Origin of the sequence: Burkholderia sp. MSMB1835 (assembly GCF_001526365.1) — a bacterium.
Lineage (GTDB): Bacteria > Pseudomonadota > Gammaproteobacteria > Burkholderiales > Burkholderiaceae > Burkholderia.
This window is the reverse complement of sequence record NZ_LOYP01000029.1, coordinates 82,670-98,092: the sequence shown is the minus strand read 5'-3', so window position 1 is coordinate 98,092 and position 15,423 is coordinate 82,670. Positions and strand designations below refer to the sequence as shown.

The window sequence follows — 15,423 nt, the reverse complement described above, 5'->3', positions numbered from 1 at the left end:
TCCGTTCGGACGTTCAGAGGCTTCCTTTCGTCGACGGAATCTGCCCCGCCGCGCGCTCGTCGAGCTCCACCGCCGCGCGCAGCGCGCGGCCGAAGGCCTTGAACACCGTCTCGAGCTGATGGTGCGCGTTGATCCCGCGCAGGTTGTCGATGTGCAGCGTGACGCCCGCGTGGTTCACGAACCCGCGGAAGAACTCGATCGACAGGTCGACGTCGAACGTGCCGATCCGCGCGCGTGTGAACGGCACGTGGAATTCGAGGCCGGGCCGGCCCGAGAAGTCGATCACGACGCGCGACAGCGCCTCGTCGAGCGGCACGTACGAATGGCCGTAGCGGCGGATGCCCTTGCGATCGCCGATCGCCTTCGCGACGGCCTGGCCAAGCGTGATGCCGACGTCCTCGACCGTGTGGTGATCGTCGATATGCGTGTCGCCATGCGCTTCGACCTCGAGATCGACCAGACCGTGTCGCGCGATCTGGTCGAGCATATGGTCGAGAAACGGCACGCCGGTGGCCAGCTTCTGCCGGCCGGTGCCGTCGAGATCGAGCTTCACACGGATCTGCGTTTCGCTGGTATTGCGAACGACTTCCGCCACACGCATGGCAATTCCTTGATCGAGTCTGATGTAAATGGGGATTGATCGTCGCGCGCCGCCGCGCCCTGGGCTCAACCGGGCAGCGCGAGTTTCAAGGCGGCCAGCAGGCGGGCGTTTTCGTCGGGAGAACCGACGGTCAGCCGCACGCATTCGGCCAGTAATGGATGCATTTTACTCACGTTTTTGACCAGCACCCGCTCGGTGAGCAGCGCATCGAACACGGCAGCCGCGTCCGGCACGCGCACCAGCAGGAAATTGCCGGCGCTCGGAAACACCGTCGCGCCCGGCAGCGCGGCCACCGCCTGCGCGAGGCGCGCGCGCTCCGCGCGCAATTGCGCCGCCTGCGCATCGAGCACGTCGAGGTGATCGAGCAGGAAATCGGCGGTCGCCTGGGTCAGCACGTTGATGTTGTACGGCGGGCGCACCTTGTCGAATTCGTTCAGCCACGCGGGCGAGCCGACGAGATAGCCGAGGCGGATACCCGCGAGGCCGAGCTTCGACACCGTGCGCATCACGACGACGTTGTCGAACTCGGCGGCACGCGGCAGCCACGAGCGCTCCGCGAACGGCTGGTACGCCTCGTCGATCACGATCAGGCTGTGCCGCGCGGCCGCGACGATCCGCTCGACGTCGGCATCGTCGTACAGCGTGCCGGTGGGGTTGTTCGGATACGCGAGATAGACGATCGCCGGCCGGTGCTCCTCGATCGCCGCAAGCATCGCGTCGACGTCGAGCGTCAGGTCGGCCTTCAGCGGCACGCCGACGAATTCGAGCTGCGCGAGCTTGGCCGAAAGCTCGTACATCACGAAGCCCGGCACCGGCGCGAGCACCGTCGCGCCCGGCCGCGCGCACGCGACCGCGATCATGCTGATGATTTCGTCGGAACCGTTGCCGAGCAGCACGTCGCAGCCGGCCGGCACGTGCATCGCGTGGCGCAGCTTGTCGAGCAGCGCGGCGGGGCGCGGCGCCGGGTAGCGGTTCAGCGCGACCTGCGCGAGTCGCTCGCCGAGCGCCGCGGCGAGCGGCGCCGGCAGCGGATACGGGTTCTCCATCGCGTCGAGCTTCACGAACCCGCTCGCGTCGGGAACCGGGTAGCTCGTCATCGCGAGCACGTCGCGGCGGATGATGTCTTGTGGCGTCGTCATGGTCTCAAGCCGGCGTGCGTCGCGCCGGCGTCAAATGGTCGGCAAGGCGGCGGCTGCCGCCCTGCACTCGTCTCCCGCGTCGATCCGGGGCCGCCGGCGCCTGCGCGCCCGCCCGGCCCCGCGCACCATGCGCGGTCAGCCCTTCATCCGGAACTCGGCGCTCCTCGCATGCGCCTGCAGCCCTTCGCCGTACGCGAGCTCGGACGCGATCTCGCCGAGCGTCTGCGCGCCTTCCGCGCTGACCTCGATCAGGCTCGAGCGCTTGATGAAGTCGTACACGCCGAGCGGCGACGAGAAGCGCGCGGTGCGCGACGTCGGCAGCACGTGGTTGGGCCCCGCGCAGTAGTCGCCGAGGCTTTCGCTCGTATAGCGGCCGAGGAAGATCGCGCCCGCATGGCGGATCTGCTGGCCCCATTGCTGCGGCTCCAGCGCCGAGATTTCGAGGTGTTCCGGCGCGATGTCGTTCGCGATCCGGCACGCCTCGGCCATGTCGCGCACCTTGATCAGCGCGCCGCGCCCCTCGAGCGACGCCCGGATCACGTCCTGGCGCGGCATGGTCGGCAACAGCTCGTCGATCGCCTTCTCGACGCGATCGAGGAACGCACCGTCCGGGCACAGCAGGATCGACTGCGCGAGTTCGTCGTGCTCGGCCTGCGAGAACAGGTCCATCGCGACCCAATTCGGATCGGTCGTGCCGTCGCACAGCACGAGGATTTCCGACGGGCCGGCGATCATGTCGATGCCGACCGTGCCGAACACGCGGCGCTTCGCCGACGCGACGTACGCGTTGCCGGGGCCGCAGATCTTGTCGACGGCCGGCACCGTCGCCGTGCCGTACGCGAGCGCGCCGACCGCCTGCGCGCCGCCGATCGTGAACACGCGATCGACGCCGCCGAGCAGCGCCGCGGCGAGCACGAGGTCGTTCTTCACGCCGTCCGGCGTCGGCACGACCATCACGATCTCGCCGACCCCCGCGACGCGCGCGGGAATCGCGTTCATCAGCACCGACGACGGATACGCGGCCTTGCCGCCCGGCACGTACAGGCCGACGCGGTCGAGCGGCGTGACCTTCTGGCCCAGCACCGTGCCGTCGCTTTCCGTGTACTGCCAGCTATGCGTGCCGCACTCGATCTTCTGCTTCTCGTGGTACGCGCGCACCCGCGCCGCGGCGGCTTCCAGCGCCGCGCGCGCCTTCGGCGCGAGGCCGTCGAGCGCCGTCTGCAGCGCGTCCTGCGGCAGTTCGAGCGCGGCGACGCTGTCCGCGCTCAGCCGGTCGAAGCGGTTCGTGTACTCGAGCACCGCGGCGTCGCCGCGCGACTTCACGTCGGCGAGGATCTGCGCGACCGATTGCTCGATCGCTTCGTCTTCGCTCGCCTCGAACGCGAGCACGGCGCGCAGCGCGGCGCCGAAGTCTTCGTTCGTCGAATCGAGCTTGCGGATGGTGATGGACATGGGAGTTCCGTTACGGTGATGCGCTCAACCGCCATTCTGCGACGCGCGTTCGAACGCGTCGAGGATCGGCTTGAGCGCCGCGCGCTTCAGCTTCAGCGCGGCCTGGTTCACGACGAGGCGCGACGAGATCGCCATGATCTCCTCGACCTCGACCAGATTGTTCGCCTTCAGCGTGCCGCCCGAGCTGACGAGGTCGACGATCGCGTCGGCCAGCCCGACCAGCGGCGCCAGCTCCATCGAGCCGTACAGCTTGATCAGGTCGACGTGCACGCCCTTCGCGGCAAAGTGTTCGCGCGCCGTTTCGACGTACTTGGTCGCGACCCGCAGGCGCGCGCCCTGGCGCACCGCGTTCGCGTAGTCGAAACCGGCCGGCACGGCCACCGACATCCGGCAGCGCGCAATGTTCAGATCGATCGGCTGGTACAGGCCCGAGCCGCCGTGCTCGACCAGCACGTCCTTGCCGGCCACGCCGAAATCGGCCGCGCCGTATTCGACGTAGGTCGGCACGTCGCTCGCGCGCACGATGATCACGCGCAGGTTCGGATCGGTCGTCGGCAGGATCAGCTTGCGCGACGTTTCCGGATCCTCGGCCACCTGCACGCCGGCGGCCGCCAGCAGCGGCAGGGTTTCCTCGAAAATCCGGCCCTTCGACAGGGCGAGGGTCAGCGGCGCGCTCATGCTTGGCTCCCGGAGAGGCGGCGCACGTTCGCGCCGACGGCGGTCAGTTTGGTTTCCATGCGGTCGTAGCCGCGGTCCAGGTGATAGATGCGGTCGACGAGCGTTTCGCCGTCGGCGCGCAGCCCGGCGATCACGAGGCTCGCCGACGCGCGCAGGTCGGTCGCCATCACGTTCGCGCCCGACAGCTTCTCGACACCCGTCACGAGCGCCGTGTTGCCGTCGATCGTGATGTTCGCGCCGAGCCGGTTCAGCTCCTGCACATGCATGAAGCGGTTCTCGAAAATGGTTTCGACGACCTGCGCGGTGCCCGTCGCGACCGTATTGAGGGCCATGAACTGCGCCTGCATGTCGGTCGGGAACGCCGGGTATTCCGACGTGCGGATCGTCACCGCCGACGGGCGGCGGTCCATCTTCACGCGCAGCCAGCTGTCGCCTTCCTCGATCGACACGCCCGCTTCGCGCAGCTTGTCGATCACCGCGTCGAGGATGTGCGGGCGCACGCCCGTCAGCGTCACGTCGCCGCCGGCCGCCGCGACCGCGCACAGGAACGTGCCGGCCTCGATGCGGTCGGGGATCACCGAATGGCGCGCGCCGTGCAGCCGCTCGACGCCCTGGATCACGAGGCGGTCGGTGCCGATGCCGTCGATTTTCGCGCCCATCGCGACCAGCAAGTGTGCGAGATCGCTCACTTCCGGCTCGCGCGCGGCGTTCTCGATCACCGTCTCGCCGTCGGCGAGCGTCGCGGCCATCAGCAGGTTTTCGGTCCCCGTCACCGTGATCATGTCGGTGACGATCCGCGCGCCCTTCAGGCGCTTCGCGCGCGCTTCGATGAAGCCGTGCTCGATGCTGATCTCGGCGCCCATCGCCTGCAGGCCCTTGATGTGCTGGTCGACCGGCCGCGCGCCGATCGCGCAGCCGCCCGGCAGCGACACCTTCGCCTCGCCGAAACGCGCGAGCAGGGGTCCGAGCACGAGGATCGACGCGCGCATCGTCTTCACGAGCTCGTACGGTGCGACGAGGTTGTCGACGCGCGACGCGTCGAGTTGCACGCGGCAGCCGTCGGTCTCGCTCTTCACGCCCATCTGGTTCAGTACCTTCAGCGTGGTGCGCACGTCCTTCAGGTTCGGCACGTTGTCGAGCTCGACCGGCTCGGCGCTGAGCAGCCCCGCGCACAGGATCGGCAGCGCGGCGTTCTTCGCGCCCGACACGACGATCTCGCCGGACAGCCGGCGACCGCCTTCGATCACCAGCTTGTCCATCCCCTGTCCCTGCGATTCCCCGTTGGCGGCCGGGTGTGCCGTGGCGACGCTCTGGACGGCGTCGCGCTCGTTGGCGGTGACTTGCACTCAGTGATTTCCGTTTATGCGTTCTGCCATTCGGCGGGCGTCAGCGTCTTCATGCTGAGCGCGTGAATTTCCTGCTTCATGCGATCGCCGAGCGCCGCATAGACGAGCTGGTGCCGCTGGATCGGCCGCTTGCCTTCGAAGGCCGCCGACACGATCGTCGCGAAGAAATGCTGGCCGTCGCCTTCGACTTCCAGATGCGTGCAGGCGAGACCGCCGGCGATGTATTGCTTGACCTGTTCGGGAGTCGGCAACATGGTGTAAGGCTCCTGTCGGCGCGCGCCGCCCAAGGGCGGCCGCGGCCTGTCGATATCAATGACGCAGTTTGTAGCCGGTCGCGAGCAGCCGCATCGCGATCAGCGCGAGCAGCACGAAGAAACCGGTGACGATCGCGAGGCTCGCGAACGGGTTGATGTCGGACGCGCCGAAGAACCCGAAACGGAAGCCGTCGATCATGTAGAAAAACGGATTGAGACGCGACACTTCACGCCACACGGGCGGCAGCGAGTGCGTCGAATAGAACACGCCGGACAGAAACGTCAGCGGCATGATCAGGAAGTTCTGGAACGCGGCGAGCTGGTCGAACTTCTCGGCCCAGATCCCGGCGATCAGGCCGAGCGTGCCGAGGATCGCCGAGCCGAGCAGCGCGAACGCAATGATGAACAGCGGCGCCGCGAAGTGCATCGGGATAAACCAGATCGTCACGACGAACACGCCCGCGCCGACCGCGAGCCCGCGCACGACGGACGCGAGCACGTACGCGCCGAAGATGTCGCGATACGACAGCGGCGGCAACAGCATGAACACGAGGTTGCCGGTGATCTTCGACTGGATCAGCGACGACGAGCTGTTCGCGAACGCGTTCTGCAGCACGCTCATCATCACGAGGCCCGGCACGAGAAAGCTCACGTATTCGACACCGGGATAGACCTCGACGCGGCCCGACAGCGCATGGCCGAAGATCGTCAGATACAGCAGCGCGGTGACGATCGGCGCGAGCACCGTCTGGAACGACACCTTCCAGAAACGCAGCAGTTCCTTGTAGAACAGCGTGCGGAACCCGCTTCCCGGCACGCGCCGGGCCGTCCCCTCGGACGACAGCGAACGCAGTTCGCGTGGGGAGTGTTGATTCATGCCAGACCCTCGATCACCTCGGCCCCGTTCATCACCTGGACGAACACGTCCTCGAGGTCGGCCTTGCGGACCTCGATCTCGTCGAACGTGCAGCCCGCCGCGCGGCATTGCGCGAGGATGCGTTCGACCTCGTCGTAACTCGCGAGGCGCAGCAGGTGCTCGCCCGGCGCGCGCGCGGCCGGGTCGGTTTCCAGCCCGCGCAGCTCGGCCGGCAGCGCGCCCGTCGCGAACCGCAGGTACAGCTGCAGGCCCGCAAAGCGGCGCAGCAGCGCGTCGGTGCGGTCGAGCGCGACGACTTCGCCGCGGCGCAGCATCGCGATGCGGTCGCACAGCGACTCGGCTTCCTCGAGGTAATGGGTGGTCAGCACGATCGTGTGACCCTCGCGATTCAGGCGCGAGATGAATTTCCACAGCGTCTGGCGCAATTCGACGTCGACGCCGGCGGTCGGCTCGTCGAGCACGATCACGGGCGGCCGGTGCACGAGCGCCTGCGCGACGAGCACGCGACGCTTCATCCCGCCCGACAGCGCGCGCATGTTCGCGTCGGCTTTCTCGGTGAGATCGAGATTGGCCATCACTTCATCGATCCAGTCGTCGTTGCGGCGCAGCCCGAAATAGCCGGACTGGATCCGCAGCGTCTCGCGAACGGTGAAGAACGGGTCGAAAACGAGCTCCTGCGGAACGACGCCGAGTGCGCGGCGCGCGCTGCGGAAGTCCTGGACGACGTCGTGGCCGAGCACCGAGATACTGCCTTCGTCGGCCCGGGCGAGCCCGGCGAGGATGCTGATGAGCGTGGTCTTGCCTGCGCCGTTGGGGCCGAGCAGACCGAAAAACTCGCCTTCCTCGACCGACAGGCTGACGCCCTTGAGCGCCTGAAGCGACTTGTAGCGCTTCTTGACGTGACGGATTTCTATGGCTGACATGACTGTGCGCGACGCCAGGGCCGCGACGCCTATTCTGTGCTTGCTGCGAAAGAAAATGGGGGCCGGACGCCGATTGGCTGCCCCGCAAAACGCTTGATTATAGGGCAAACCGGCTGGGGGAGCCGGCGCCGGCGGCGCGCGGCCTGAAGCGTGCGCGCGCCGGCTGGCGCGGCAGGCTTCGGTCGGACAGGGTCAATGTCGCCCGGTGCCGTCGATGAGCGCGTCGACGCCGTAGGCGCGCGCGAGGCTGGCGAGCTTCGGAGGGAGATTGAGGATGTCGAGGGTTGCGCCGCGCGCTTTGGCGGCACGTTGCCATGCGAGCAGCACGGCGAGCGCGGACGAGTCGAACTGCGTCAGCGCCGCGCAATCGACGGCGGTCGCGCCGGCGCCGATGCGCGCAAGACCTTCCGCGAGCGCGGACTTCGCGCTCGCGACGGTCAGCGAGGAACCGGCTGCGAAGCCGCTCACGACGCTTGCTTGCCCGCGGCAAGTTCCTGGTTGCGCTGCGACAGGAACTTGATCAGGCCGTCCACGCCGCTTTGCTGGATCTTCTCGTTGAACTGTTGCTGGTACGTCTGGATCAGCCATGCGCCGAGCACGTTCAGGTCATACACCTTCCAGCCGTTCGCCGTCTTGTACAGGCGGTAGTCGATCTGGACCGGCTGGCCGTTGTTCATCGCGACCGTCTTGACCACGACGTCGGTATCGGCCGGATCGGCGCGGAACGGCGGGTACTGGATCTGCTGATCCGGCTTCAGTTGGGCGAGCGCACCCGAATACGTGCGGATCAGCAGCAGCTTGAACTGCTCCTGAACCTGCTGCTGCTGCTCGGCCGTCGCCGTGCGCCAGTTGCGGCCCATGGCCAGCTGCGTGGTGCGGCGGAAATCGGTGTACGGCAGGATGTCCTTGTTGACGATCGTGATGATGCGGTTGGTGTCGCCCTGCTTGATCGTCTGCTGCTTGACTTCGTCGAGCACCTGCTGCGTCGCCGTCTTGATCAGCGCCTGCGGGTTCGACTGGTCGACTTGCGCGTGAGCTGCGCTGCCGAACGAGAACAGCGCCGCGAAAACGGGGATCAGGAACAGTTTTTTCATCATAGTGGCCTGCATGAATGAGTCGATGCGAAGGTTGGAGCAGGTAGCTTACGCGCAAGTTCGCATACGCTACCGACTGAATCGTTTCCGGCTGTAACGAATGTAAATCCGTCAGTGCAGCCGGATGCTCGGGAACCGGAACCCGCCCGGCGACGGCGGCGCCACCTGCATGGCCGGCACGTTCGTTTCGCTCGCCGGGTTGGGTGCTTCGGCCGCGCTCGACGCCGGCGCAGCCACCGCCGCGCCCGATGCGCCCGCCGGCGCGGCGCCGCCCACCGCGGCCGCGCCCGCCGTACCGGCCGCGCCGGCTGCCGCCGGCGCCGCACCGTCGTCCGGCAGGTCGTACTTCGGCAGCGCGTCGTTGCTCGACGTCGTGGCGGCTTCGCCGCGCGCGTTGTTGATCAGCATCTGGCGACGCTGCAGGTACGCATTGCGTACGAACGAATACTTGTCGAGCGCCGCGGCATCGAGCACGTCGCCCGCGCCCAGCAGGTTCGCACGCGTGTTGACCAGGTTCACGCCGAACAGGCCCCAGCTCAGGCCGTCCGGTTTCACGTAGGTGAGCGGGTTGCCGACGTAGTCGACGCCCAGGCCGGCCGTGTCGCGCAGCGTGCTCGGGCCGAGCAGCGGCAGCACGAGGTACGGACCCGACGGCATGCCGTAGCGGCCCATCGTGATCCCGAAGTCGGCCGTGTGCTTCGGCAGCTTCGCGATCGTCGCGACGTCGAACAGGCCGCCGACGCCGAACACCGTGTTGATCACGACGCGCATGATGTCGCCGACGCCGTCCGCGATCCGCAGCTGCACGATGTTGTTCGCCGCGATGTAGACGTCGCCGATGTTCGAGAAGAAGTTCGTCACGCTGTCGCGCACCGGCTGCGGCACCACGTACTGGTAGCCCTTCGCGACGGGCTTCAGCGCGTACGTATCGACCGTGTCGTTGAACTTGTACATCGTCCGGTTGAAGCCTTCGAGCGGATCGCCCTTGGTCGGCGTCTGCACGGTCGCGCAGCCGCTCAACGCGGCGACTGCCGCTACCGCCAGCGCGGCGTGCCTGATGCGGATCGTGTGCATGTCATTACCCTCTTGTTTTCTCTCGTGTGGTTATTGGCCGGCCGAGCCGGACACCGCCGACGCCGGCACCGCCACCGGCGCCGGCGCGACGGGAGCGGCCGGAGCAGCCGATGCGCCGGCTGCCGGCTTCGCACCGCCCGCATCGGCGGCCTTGCTGTACAGGAACTGGCCGATCAGGTTCTCGAGCACGATCGCCGACTGCGTCATCGCGATCGTATCGCCCGACTTCAGCATTTCGGTGTCGCCGCCCGGATCGAGGCCGATATATTGCTCGCCGAGCAGGCCCGACGTCAGGATCTTCGCGGACGAATCCTTCGGAAACTGGTACTGGCCGTCGACGTCGATCGTGACGACCGCCTGGTAGGTGTTCGTGTCGAAGCCGATCGACTTCACGCGGCCGACCACGACGCCGGCGCTCTTCACGGCCGCGCGCGGCTTCAACCCGCCGATATTGTCGAATTTCATCCTCACCGAGTAGGTCGGCTGAAACGACAGCGAGCTCATGTTGCCGACCTTCAGCGCCAGGAACAGCACCGCAAGGAAGCCCACCACCACGAACAGGCCGACCCAGAAGTCGAGAGCAGTCTTTTTCATCGTCATCCCAAAATTTGGCTTGGCTGAGGCTTAGCTGAACATCAGCGCGGTCAGCAGGAAATCGAGGCCGAGTACGGCGAGCGACGCGAACACGACCGTCTTGGTGGTCGCGCGCGACACGCCTTCGGGCGTGGGCTTCGCTTCATACCCCTGAAACAGGGCAATGAAGGTCACGGCGAAGCCGAACACGATGCTCTTCAGCACGCCGTTGCCGACGTCGGCCCAGACCTGGACGCCGCCCTGCATCTGCGACCAGAACGCGCCCGGATCGACGCCGATCAGCACGACGCCGACGAAGTACCCGCCGAGCACGCCGACCGCGTTGAAGATCGCGGCCAGCAGCGGCATCGCGATGATGCCCGCCCACATGCGCGGCGCGATCACGTTCTTGATCGGGTCGACCGCCATCATCTCGAGCGCGGTGAGCTGCTCGCCGGCCTTCATCAGGCCGATCTCGGCCGTGAGCGACGTGCCCGCGCGGCCCGCGAACAGCAGCGCGGTGACGACGGGCCCGAGCTCGCGCACGAGCGACAGCGCGACCAGCAGGCCGAGCGCCTGCTCGGAACCATAGCGGTTCAGCGTGTAATACCCCTGCAGGCCGAGCACGAAGCCGACGAACAGCCCCGACACGGCGATGATCACGAACGAATAGTTGCCGAGGAAGTGGATCTGCTTCGTGACCAGCCGCGGCCGACGCAGCAGCGGGAAGAATTCCAGCACGAGGCGCACGAACAGGCGCGTGCCGTAGCCCGCCCGCTCGAGGCCGCCGATGACGTAACGTCCGATCGCGCTGATCATGCGCGCCCTCCGCCGAGCCCGAAATCCGCCGCCAGCGGCGGGCTCGTGTAGTGAAATTTGAACGGGCCGTCCGGCGCGCCGTCGATGAATTGCCGCACGCTCGGATCGGTCGACGCGCGCAGCTCGTCGGGCGTGCCCTGCGCGAGCACGCCGCCGTTGGCCAGAAAATACACGTAGTCGGCGATCGCGAACGATTCCGGCACGTCGTGCGTGACGAGGATCGACGTCGCGCCGAGCGCCTGGTTCAGCGTGCGGATCAGGTTGGCGGTGATGCCGAGCGAGATCGGATCGAGGCCCGCGAACGGCTCGTCGTACATGATGAGCTGCGGATCGAGCGCGATCGCGCGCGCCAGCGCGATGCGGCGCGCCATCCCGCCCGACACCTCGGACGGCATCAGGTCGCGCGCGCCGCGCAGCCCGACCGCGTTCAGCTTCATCAGCACCAGATCGCGGATCAGGTCTTCGGGCAGGTCGGTATGCTCGCGCAGCGCGAACGCGACGTTCTCGAACACCGACATGTCGGTGAACAGCGCGCCGAACTGGAACAGCATGCCCATCTTGCGGCGCAGCGCATACAGGCCGTCGCGCGTTTGCGCGCCGACGTCGGCGCCGTCGAACAGCACCTGGCCGCGGCGCGCGCGCACGAGGCCGCCGATCAGACGCAGCACGGTGGTCTTGCCGCAACCCGAGCCGCCCATGACCGCGACGACCTGCCCACGCCCGAAGCGCAGGTTCAGGTTGGACAGGACGAGGCGATCGCCGTAGCCGAAGTCGACGTCGCGAAGTTCCAGCAGGGTCTCGGTAGGAGTGGGGCTCACGGAGCTGACAGTCCTTTTACGCAGAACGCCGAATTATAGGGCCTGCATTGGAATGATGTCGTGACGCCGTTCCGGACCCCGCGGTCAATGATTGTCAAATTGTCCGGCAAAGCACTGCTGCAGCGCAATAAGCGCCGTCCGATAGTCGGCCGCGCCCGTGACCGCGCTGACCACGGCGACGCTGCCGACGCCCGTCGCCAGCACGGCCGGCAGCGTGTCGATCCCGACCCCGCCGATCGCGACGAGCGGCGCCCGCGCGCCCGCGAGGCGCACGTAGCGGGCAATTCGCGCGAGGCCCTGCGGCGGCGCGGCGACCGCCTTGGTCGCGGTCGCGTACACGGGGCCGAGCGCGAGGTAGCTCGGCCGCTCGTGCAGTGCCCGCAATATCTCGTAGTAGCCGTGGCTCGAAAGTCCGAGTCGCAGGCCCGCGCGCGCGATCGCGGCCAGATCGGCCGTTTCGAGATCCTCCTGGCCGAGATGTACGCCGTACGCCCCCTCTTCTACCGCGATCTGCCAGTGATCGTTGATGAACACGCGCGCATCGGGATAACGGCGCCCGGCCGCGACCGCGCGCGATATTTCGCGGCGCAGCGCGTCCGGCGTCGCGTCTTTCATGCGCAATTGCACGGTTCGCGCGCCGCCGTCGAGCACGCGCTCGACCCATTCCGCGCTCGGCACGACCGGATAGAGGCCGAGCTGCGCGGGGCACGGGGCGAACGCGGGCGCCGGCGCGGGCGGCAGCCCGGCGACGCGCGGGAATTGCGCGGCATCGACCGGCCACGCGTCGGCGGCGCGCGTCTCGTCGCCGTCGCGCCACGCCAGCGCGAGCACCAGCGCGTCGACCGGCGCGAAGCCGCAATCGAGGAACGCGGCGAGCGCCGCGATCCAGTCGTCCGCGAGCGGATGCGCGGCGTCGAGTGCGTAGCGCACGCCGGCCGCATGCAGCACGGCGCCCTGCTCGTCGAATTCGATCGCCACCGCCCCCGGCGACGCCGGCCGCGATACGGCCGACGCACGCGCCTGCGCGGCGCGATCGCCGGCCGACACGATCAGCACGTCGCCGTCGGCCGGCACGTCGGGCGCCGCCACGCAGAGCCGCCACGGCGCCGCGCCGTCCGGCCAGTCGCCGAGCCGCGCGCGAATCCGCTCGGCCGCTTCGGCCAGTTCGTCGGCCGGCGGCCAGAACGCATCGGCGAAGCGCGCGCTCATGCGCCGCCCCCGTCCTGGTGCCAGAACGGCATCCCGACGACCGGCGTGCTCGCGTGTGCGGTTTCGCGCGCGTCCATCGGACCGGCGAGATACGCGGCGCGGCCGGCCTCGACGCCCTGCGCAAACGCGCGCGCCATGATCTCCGGGTGCGTGGCCTGCGAGACGGCCGTATTCAGCAGCACGCCGTCGAAACCCCACTCCATCACCTGGCACGCGTGCGACGGCACGCCGAGCCCCGCGTCGACGATCAGCGGCACGTCCGGCAGCCGCTCGCGCAGCACGCGCAGGCCGTACGGATTCACGACGCCCTTGCCGGTGCCGATCGGCGCGCCCCACGGCATCAGCGCCTCGCAGCCGACGTCGAGCAGGCGCCGGCCGATCACGAGATCCTCGGTGCAGTACGGCAGCACCTTGAAGCCGTCCTTGATCAGTTGCGCGGCGGCTTCGATCAGTCCGACCGGATCGGGTTGCAGCGTGTAGTCGTCGCCGATCAGTTCGAGCTTGATCCAGTCGGTGTCGAATACCTCGCGCGCCATGTGCGCGGTCGTCACGGCTTCGGCGACGGTCTGGCACCCGGCCGTGTTCGGCAGCAGCGGCACCGCGTGGCGCTTGAGCAGATCGAAGAAGCCGGCTTCGGCCGTGCCGCCCGTCATCTGGCGGCGCAGCGCGACCGTCACCATCCCGGGGCGCGACGCGGCGATCGAATCGGACAGCGACTGCAGCGACGGATAGCGCGACGTGCCGAGCAGCACGCGGCTTGCGAAAGTGGCGCCGTATAGCGTGAGCGCGTCGGCGGAGGTGTGGGACGTCATGTCGTTTTCCTGGAAGAGCGGGGCGAAACGGCGGCGCTCAGCCGCCTGCGACGGGGTGCACGACGTCGAGCCTGTCGCCCGCCGCGAGCGCGCGCGCCGCATGCTGCGTGCGCGCGACGAAGTTGCCGTTCAGCGCCACCGCGTACGGCGGACGCGCGCCGTACGCGGCAAGCGCGTCGGCCACCGTCGCGCCGTCGGGCAACGTCAGGGTCTGTTGATTGATCTGGATATCCATGAGGCTGGGTCGGATTCGGTCGGCGGCGCGCGTCAGGCCGGCTGGCGCGCGTCGTTGCGGTGATGAAGCAGCGTCGGCCAGCGTGCGGCGTCGCGCCATGCGGCGAACGCGTCGGCATCGCCGAGCGAGCCGCCGAGCGCGGCCTGCGCGAACGCGACGGCCGCCTGCGCGACTTCCGGCGCGATCATGAAGCCGTGCCGGTACAGGCCGTTGACGGCGAGCGTCGATGCGCCGTCCCAGATCAGCGCCGGGCGATGATCGGGCAGCGTCGGCCGGCACTGCGCGTTGAGTTCGAGAATGCGTGCCTCGCCGAACGCCGGATGCACGGAAAACGCCGCGCTCAACAGTTCGAGCGCCGAGCGCACGCTGACGGGCGACATGTCCTCGCCCTCCACCTCGGTCGCGCCGATCACGTAGAGATCGTCCTGCTTCGGCGCGATGTACAGCGGATAGCGCGGATGCAGCAGCCGCACGGGCCGCGCGAGCCCGATGCCCGGCGCATGCACGCGCGCGACTTCGCCGCGGATGCCGCGCAGCGCGGGCAGCGCGGCTTTCGCGCCGAGCCCGCGGCAATCGATCGTGACATGCGCGGCAGGCCGGTTCGCGTCGTCGACCGACGCGTGCCAGTGCAGCGCGACGCCGCGTTCGGCGAGGCCCGCGGCGAGCGCGCGCAGCGCCTGGCGGTTGTCGAGCTGCCCTTCGCGCGGCAGCATCAGCCCGCGCGCGAAGCGGCCCGCGAGCGCGGGTTCGGCCGCGTCGACCTGCGCGCCGGCGAGCGTCACGAAGCCGCCGTCGAACAGCTCGGCCGGCGCGTTCGCGCGGACGCGCCGCTCGAACAGCGGCGCCTCCGCGCGGTCCGCGTGATGCCAGACGACGAGCGTGCCGCGATGCTGGAAAAAGACGGGTTCGGGCAGTTCCGCGAGCCACTGCGGCCAGCGCGCGAGCGATGCGACGCCGAGCTCGGTGATCAGCCGTTCCGCGCTCGCCGCTTCCGCGAGCGGCGCGAGCATCGCGGCCGCGATCCACGCGGCCGACTGCTCGCCGTCCGGGCCGCCGCGCTCGTAGAGCGCGACGCGATGCCCGTCGCCCGCGAGCCGCCATGCGATCAGGCGGCCGACGAGCCCGCCGCCGAGCACCGCGAAATCGGGCCGTGTATCGCGGACGTTCATCGCGCGTCCTCCGCGCGGCGACGCGCGACGGACGCCGACGCGCACGCGCCGCCGCATGCGAACGCACGCGACATCGGGCCGGGAACCATGCAAAAGACTGAGGATTGTGCGGTCATCATTCCTTCCGTAACGCGCAATGCGCGTACCCAAAGGACGAAACCGGCAGCAAAGGCCGGCCGGGCGGGACTCGGGCGCTGACCATGTGGGATGGCGGCCAGCGCGGCCCGGCGGGATCAGAAACTTCCCTCGCCGGTATTACCCGGATCGGGTGCGAAGGGTCTTTCTCAGCCTCGCCGCACTGCCCGGAACATCTGCCGGCCGCGCCACGAAGCACCCCTGTTTCGTCGTCG

Annotated in this window: 18 protein-coding genes and 1 riboswitch; all 18 genes read right to left on the bottom strand. The window is 68.7% G+C overall.

All coding sequences use genetic code 11. The features are described 5' to 3' along the window. Positions 1–13: 13 nt before the first annotated feature. The gene (hisB, locus tag WS96_RS12825; protein ID WP_011546606.1) at positions 14–601 is read right to left on the bottom strand and encodes an imidazoleglycerol-phosphate dehydratase HisB; all 588 of its coding nucleotides are present in this window, start codon (positions 599–601) and stop codon (positions 14–16) included. A 65-nt stretch (positions 602–666) separates the two neighbouring features. After that, positions 667–1,740, bottom strand: a complete 1,074-nt coding sequence (gene hisC / locus WS96_RS12820) for a histidinol-phosphate transaminase (RefSeq protein WP_059832940.1) — start codon at positions 1,738–1,740, stop codon at positions 667–669. Positions 1,741–1,875: 135 nt separating this feature from the next. Further along, positions 1,876–3,192, bottom strand: a complete 1,317-nt coding sequence (hisD, locus tag WS96_RS12815; RefSeq protein ID WP_034209774.1) for a histidinol dehydrogenase — start codon at positions 3,190–3,192, stop codon at positions 1,876–1,878. A gap of 24 nt (positions 3,193–3,216) precedes the next feature. Further along, positions 3,217–3,870, bottom strand: coding sequence for an ATP phosphoribosyltransferase (hisG, locus tag WS96_RS12810; RefSeq protein WP_034209773.1), 654 nt, complete (start codon positions 3,868–3,870; stop codon positions 3,217–3,219). Next, positions 3,867–5,216 carry a UDP-N-acetylglucosamine 1-carboxyvinyltransferase gene (gene murA, locus WS96_RS12805; protein WP_059780304.1) on the bottom strand — a complete coding sequence of 450 codons (1,350 nt, stop codon included), beginning with the start codon at positions 5,214–5,216 and terminating at the stop codon, positions 3,867–3,869. The genes hisG and murA overlap by 4 nt, the downstream gene beginning before the upstream one ends. Positions 5,217–5,230: 14 nt before the next feature. Next, positions 5,231–5,470, bottom strand: coding sequence for a BolA family protein (locus WS96_RS12800; protein WP_006477131.1), 240 nt, complete (start codon positions 5,468–5,470; stop codon positions 5,231–5,233). Positions 5,471–5,525: 55 nt separating this feature from the next. Continuing rightward, a complete protein-coding gene (locus WS96_RS12795; RefSeq protein WP_230624984.1) occupies positions 5,526–6,347 on the bottom strand; it encodes an ABC transporter permease in 822 nt (273 codons plus the stop codon). After that, a complete protein-coding gene (locus WS96_RS12790) occupies positions 6,344–7,270 on the bottom strand; it encodes an ABC transporter ATP-binding protein (protein ID WP_034209771.1) in 927 nt (308 codons plus the stop codon). The genes WS96_RS12795 and WS96_RS12790 overlap by 4 nt, the downstream gene beginning before the upstream one ends. 192 nt (positions 7,271–7,462) lie before the next feature. Further along, positions 7,463–7,738, bottom strand: coding sequence for an STAS domain-containing protein (locus WS96_RS12785; RefSeq protein WP_059832937.1), 276 nt, complete (start codon positions 7,736–7,738; stop codon positions 7,463–7,465). Continuing rightward, positions 7,735–8,364, bottom strand: coding sequence for an MlaC/ttg2D family ABC transporter substrate-binding protein (locus WS96_RS12780; RefSeq protein ID WP_034209874.1), 630 nt, complete (start codon positions 8,362–8,364; stop codon positions 7,735–7,737). Before WS96_RS12780 ends, WS96_RS12785 begins: the two co-directional genes overlap by 4 nt. A gap of 111 nt (positions 8,365–8,475) precedes the next feature. After that, on the bottom strand, positions 8,476–9,438 hold the full coding sequence (locus tag WS96_RS12775; protein WP_059832934.1) for an MlaA family lipoprotein: 963 nt from the start codon (positions 9,436–9,438) through the stop codon (positions 8,476–8,478). Between the two features lie 30 nt (positions 9,439–9,468). Further along, positions 9,469–10,038, bottom strand: a complete 570-nt coding sequence (gene mlaD, locus WS96_RS12770) for an outer membrane lipid asymmetry maintenance protein MlaD (RefSeq protein ID WP_059832932.1) — start codon at positions 10,036–10,038, stop codon at positions 9,469–9,471. Positions 10,039–10,062: 24 nt separating this feature from the next. After that, positions 10,063–10,830 (bottom strand): lipid asymmetry maintenance ABC transporter permease subunit MlaE, encoded by a 768-nt coding sequence (gene mlaE / locus WS96_RS12765; protein WP_034209767.1) that lies wholly within the window; start codon positions 10,828–10,830, stop codon positions 10,063–10,065. Next, positions 10,827–11,648 (bottom strand): ABC transporter ATP-binding protein, encoded by an 822-nt coding sequence (locus WS96_RS12760; RefSeq protein WP_006477138.1) that lies wholly within the window; start codon positions 11,646–11,648, stop codon positions 10,827–10,829. The genes mlaE and WS96_RS12760 overlap by 4 nt, the downstream gene beginning before the upstream one ends. A gap of 84 nt (positions 11,649–11,732) precedes the next feature. Beyond that, complete coding sequence (thiE, locus tag WS96_RS32310; protein WP_082720248.1) at positions 11,733–12,857, bottom strand: thiamine phosphate synthase; 1,125 nt, start codon at positions 12,855–12,857, stop codon at positions 11,733–11,735. Beyond that, the gene (locus tag WS96_RS12750; protein ID WP_059499745.1) at positions 12,854–13,669 is read right to left on the bottom strand and encodes a thiazole synthase; all 816 of its coding nucleotides are present in this window, start codon (positions 13,667–13,669) and stop codon (positions 12,854–12,856) included. Before WS96_RS12750 ends, thiE begins: the two co-directional genes overlap by 4 nt. A gap of 37 nt (positions 13,670–13,706) precedes the next feature. Beyond that, positions 13,707–13,904, bottom strand: coding sequence for a sulfur carrier protein ThiS (thiS, locus tag WS96_RS12745; protein WP_006488534.1), 198 nt, complete (start codon positions 13,902–13,904; stop codon positions 13,707–13,709). A gap of 32 nt (positions 13,905–13,936) precedes the next feature. Next, positions 13,937–15,073, bottom strand: coding sequence for an FAD-dependent oxidoreductase (locus WS96_RS12740; protein WP_059833075.1), 1,137 nt, complete (start codon positions 15,071–15,073; stop codon positions 13,937–13,939). Between the two features lie 224 nt (positions 15,074–15,297). Next, a riboswitch (TPP riboswitch) is annotated at positions 15,298–15,421 on the bottom strand. Positions 15,422–15,423 lie beyond the last annotated feature (2 nt).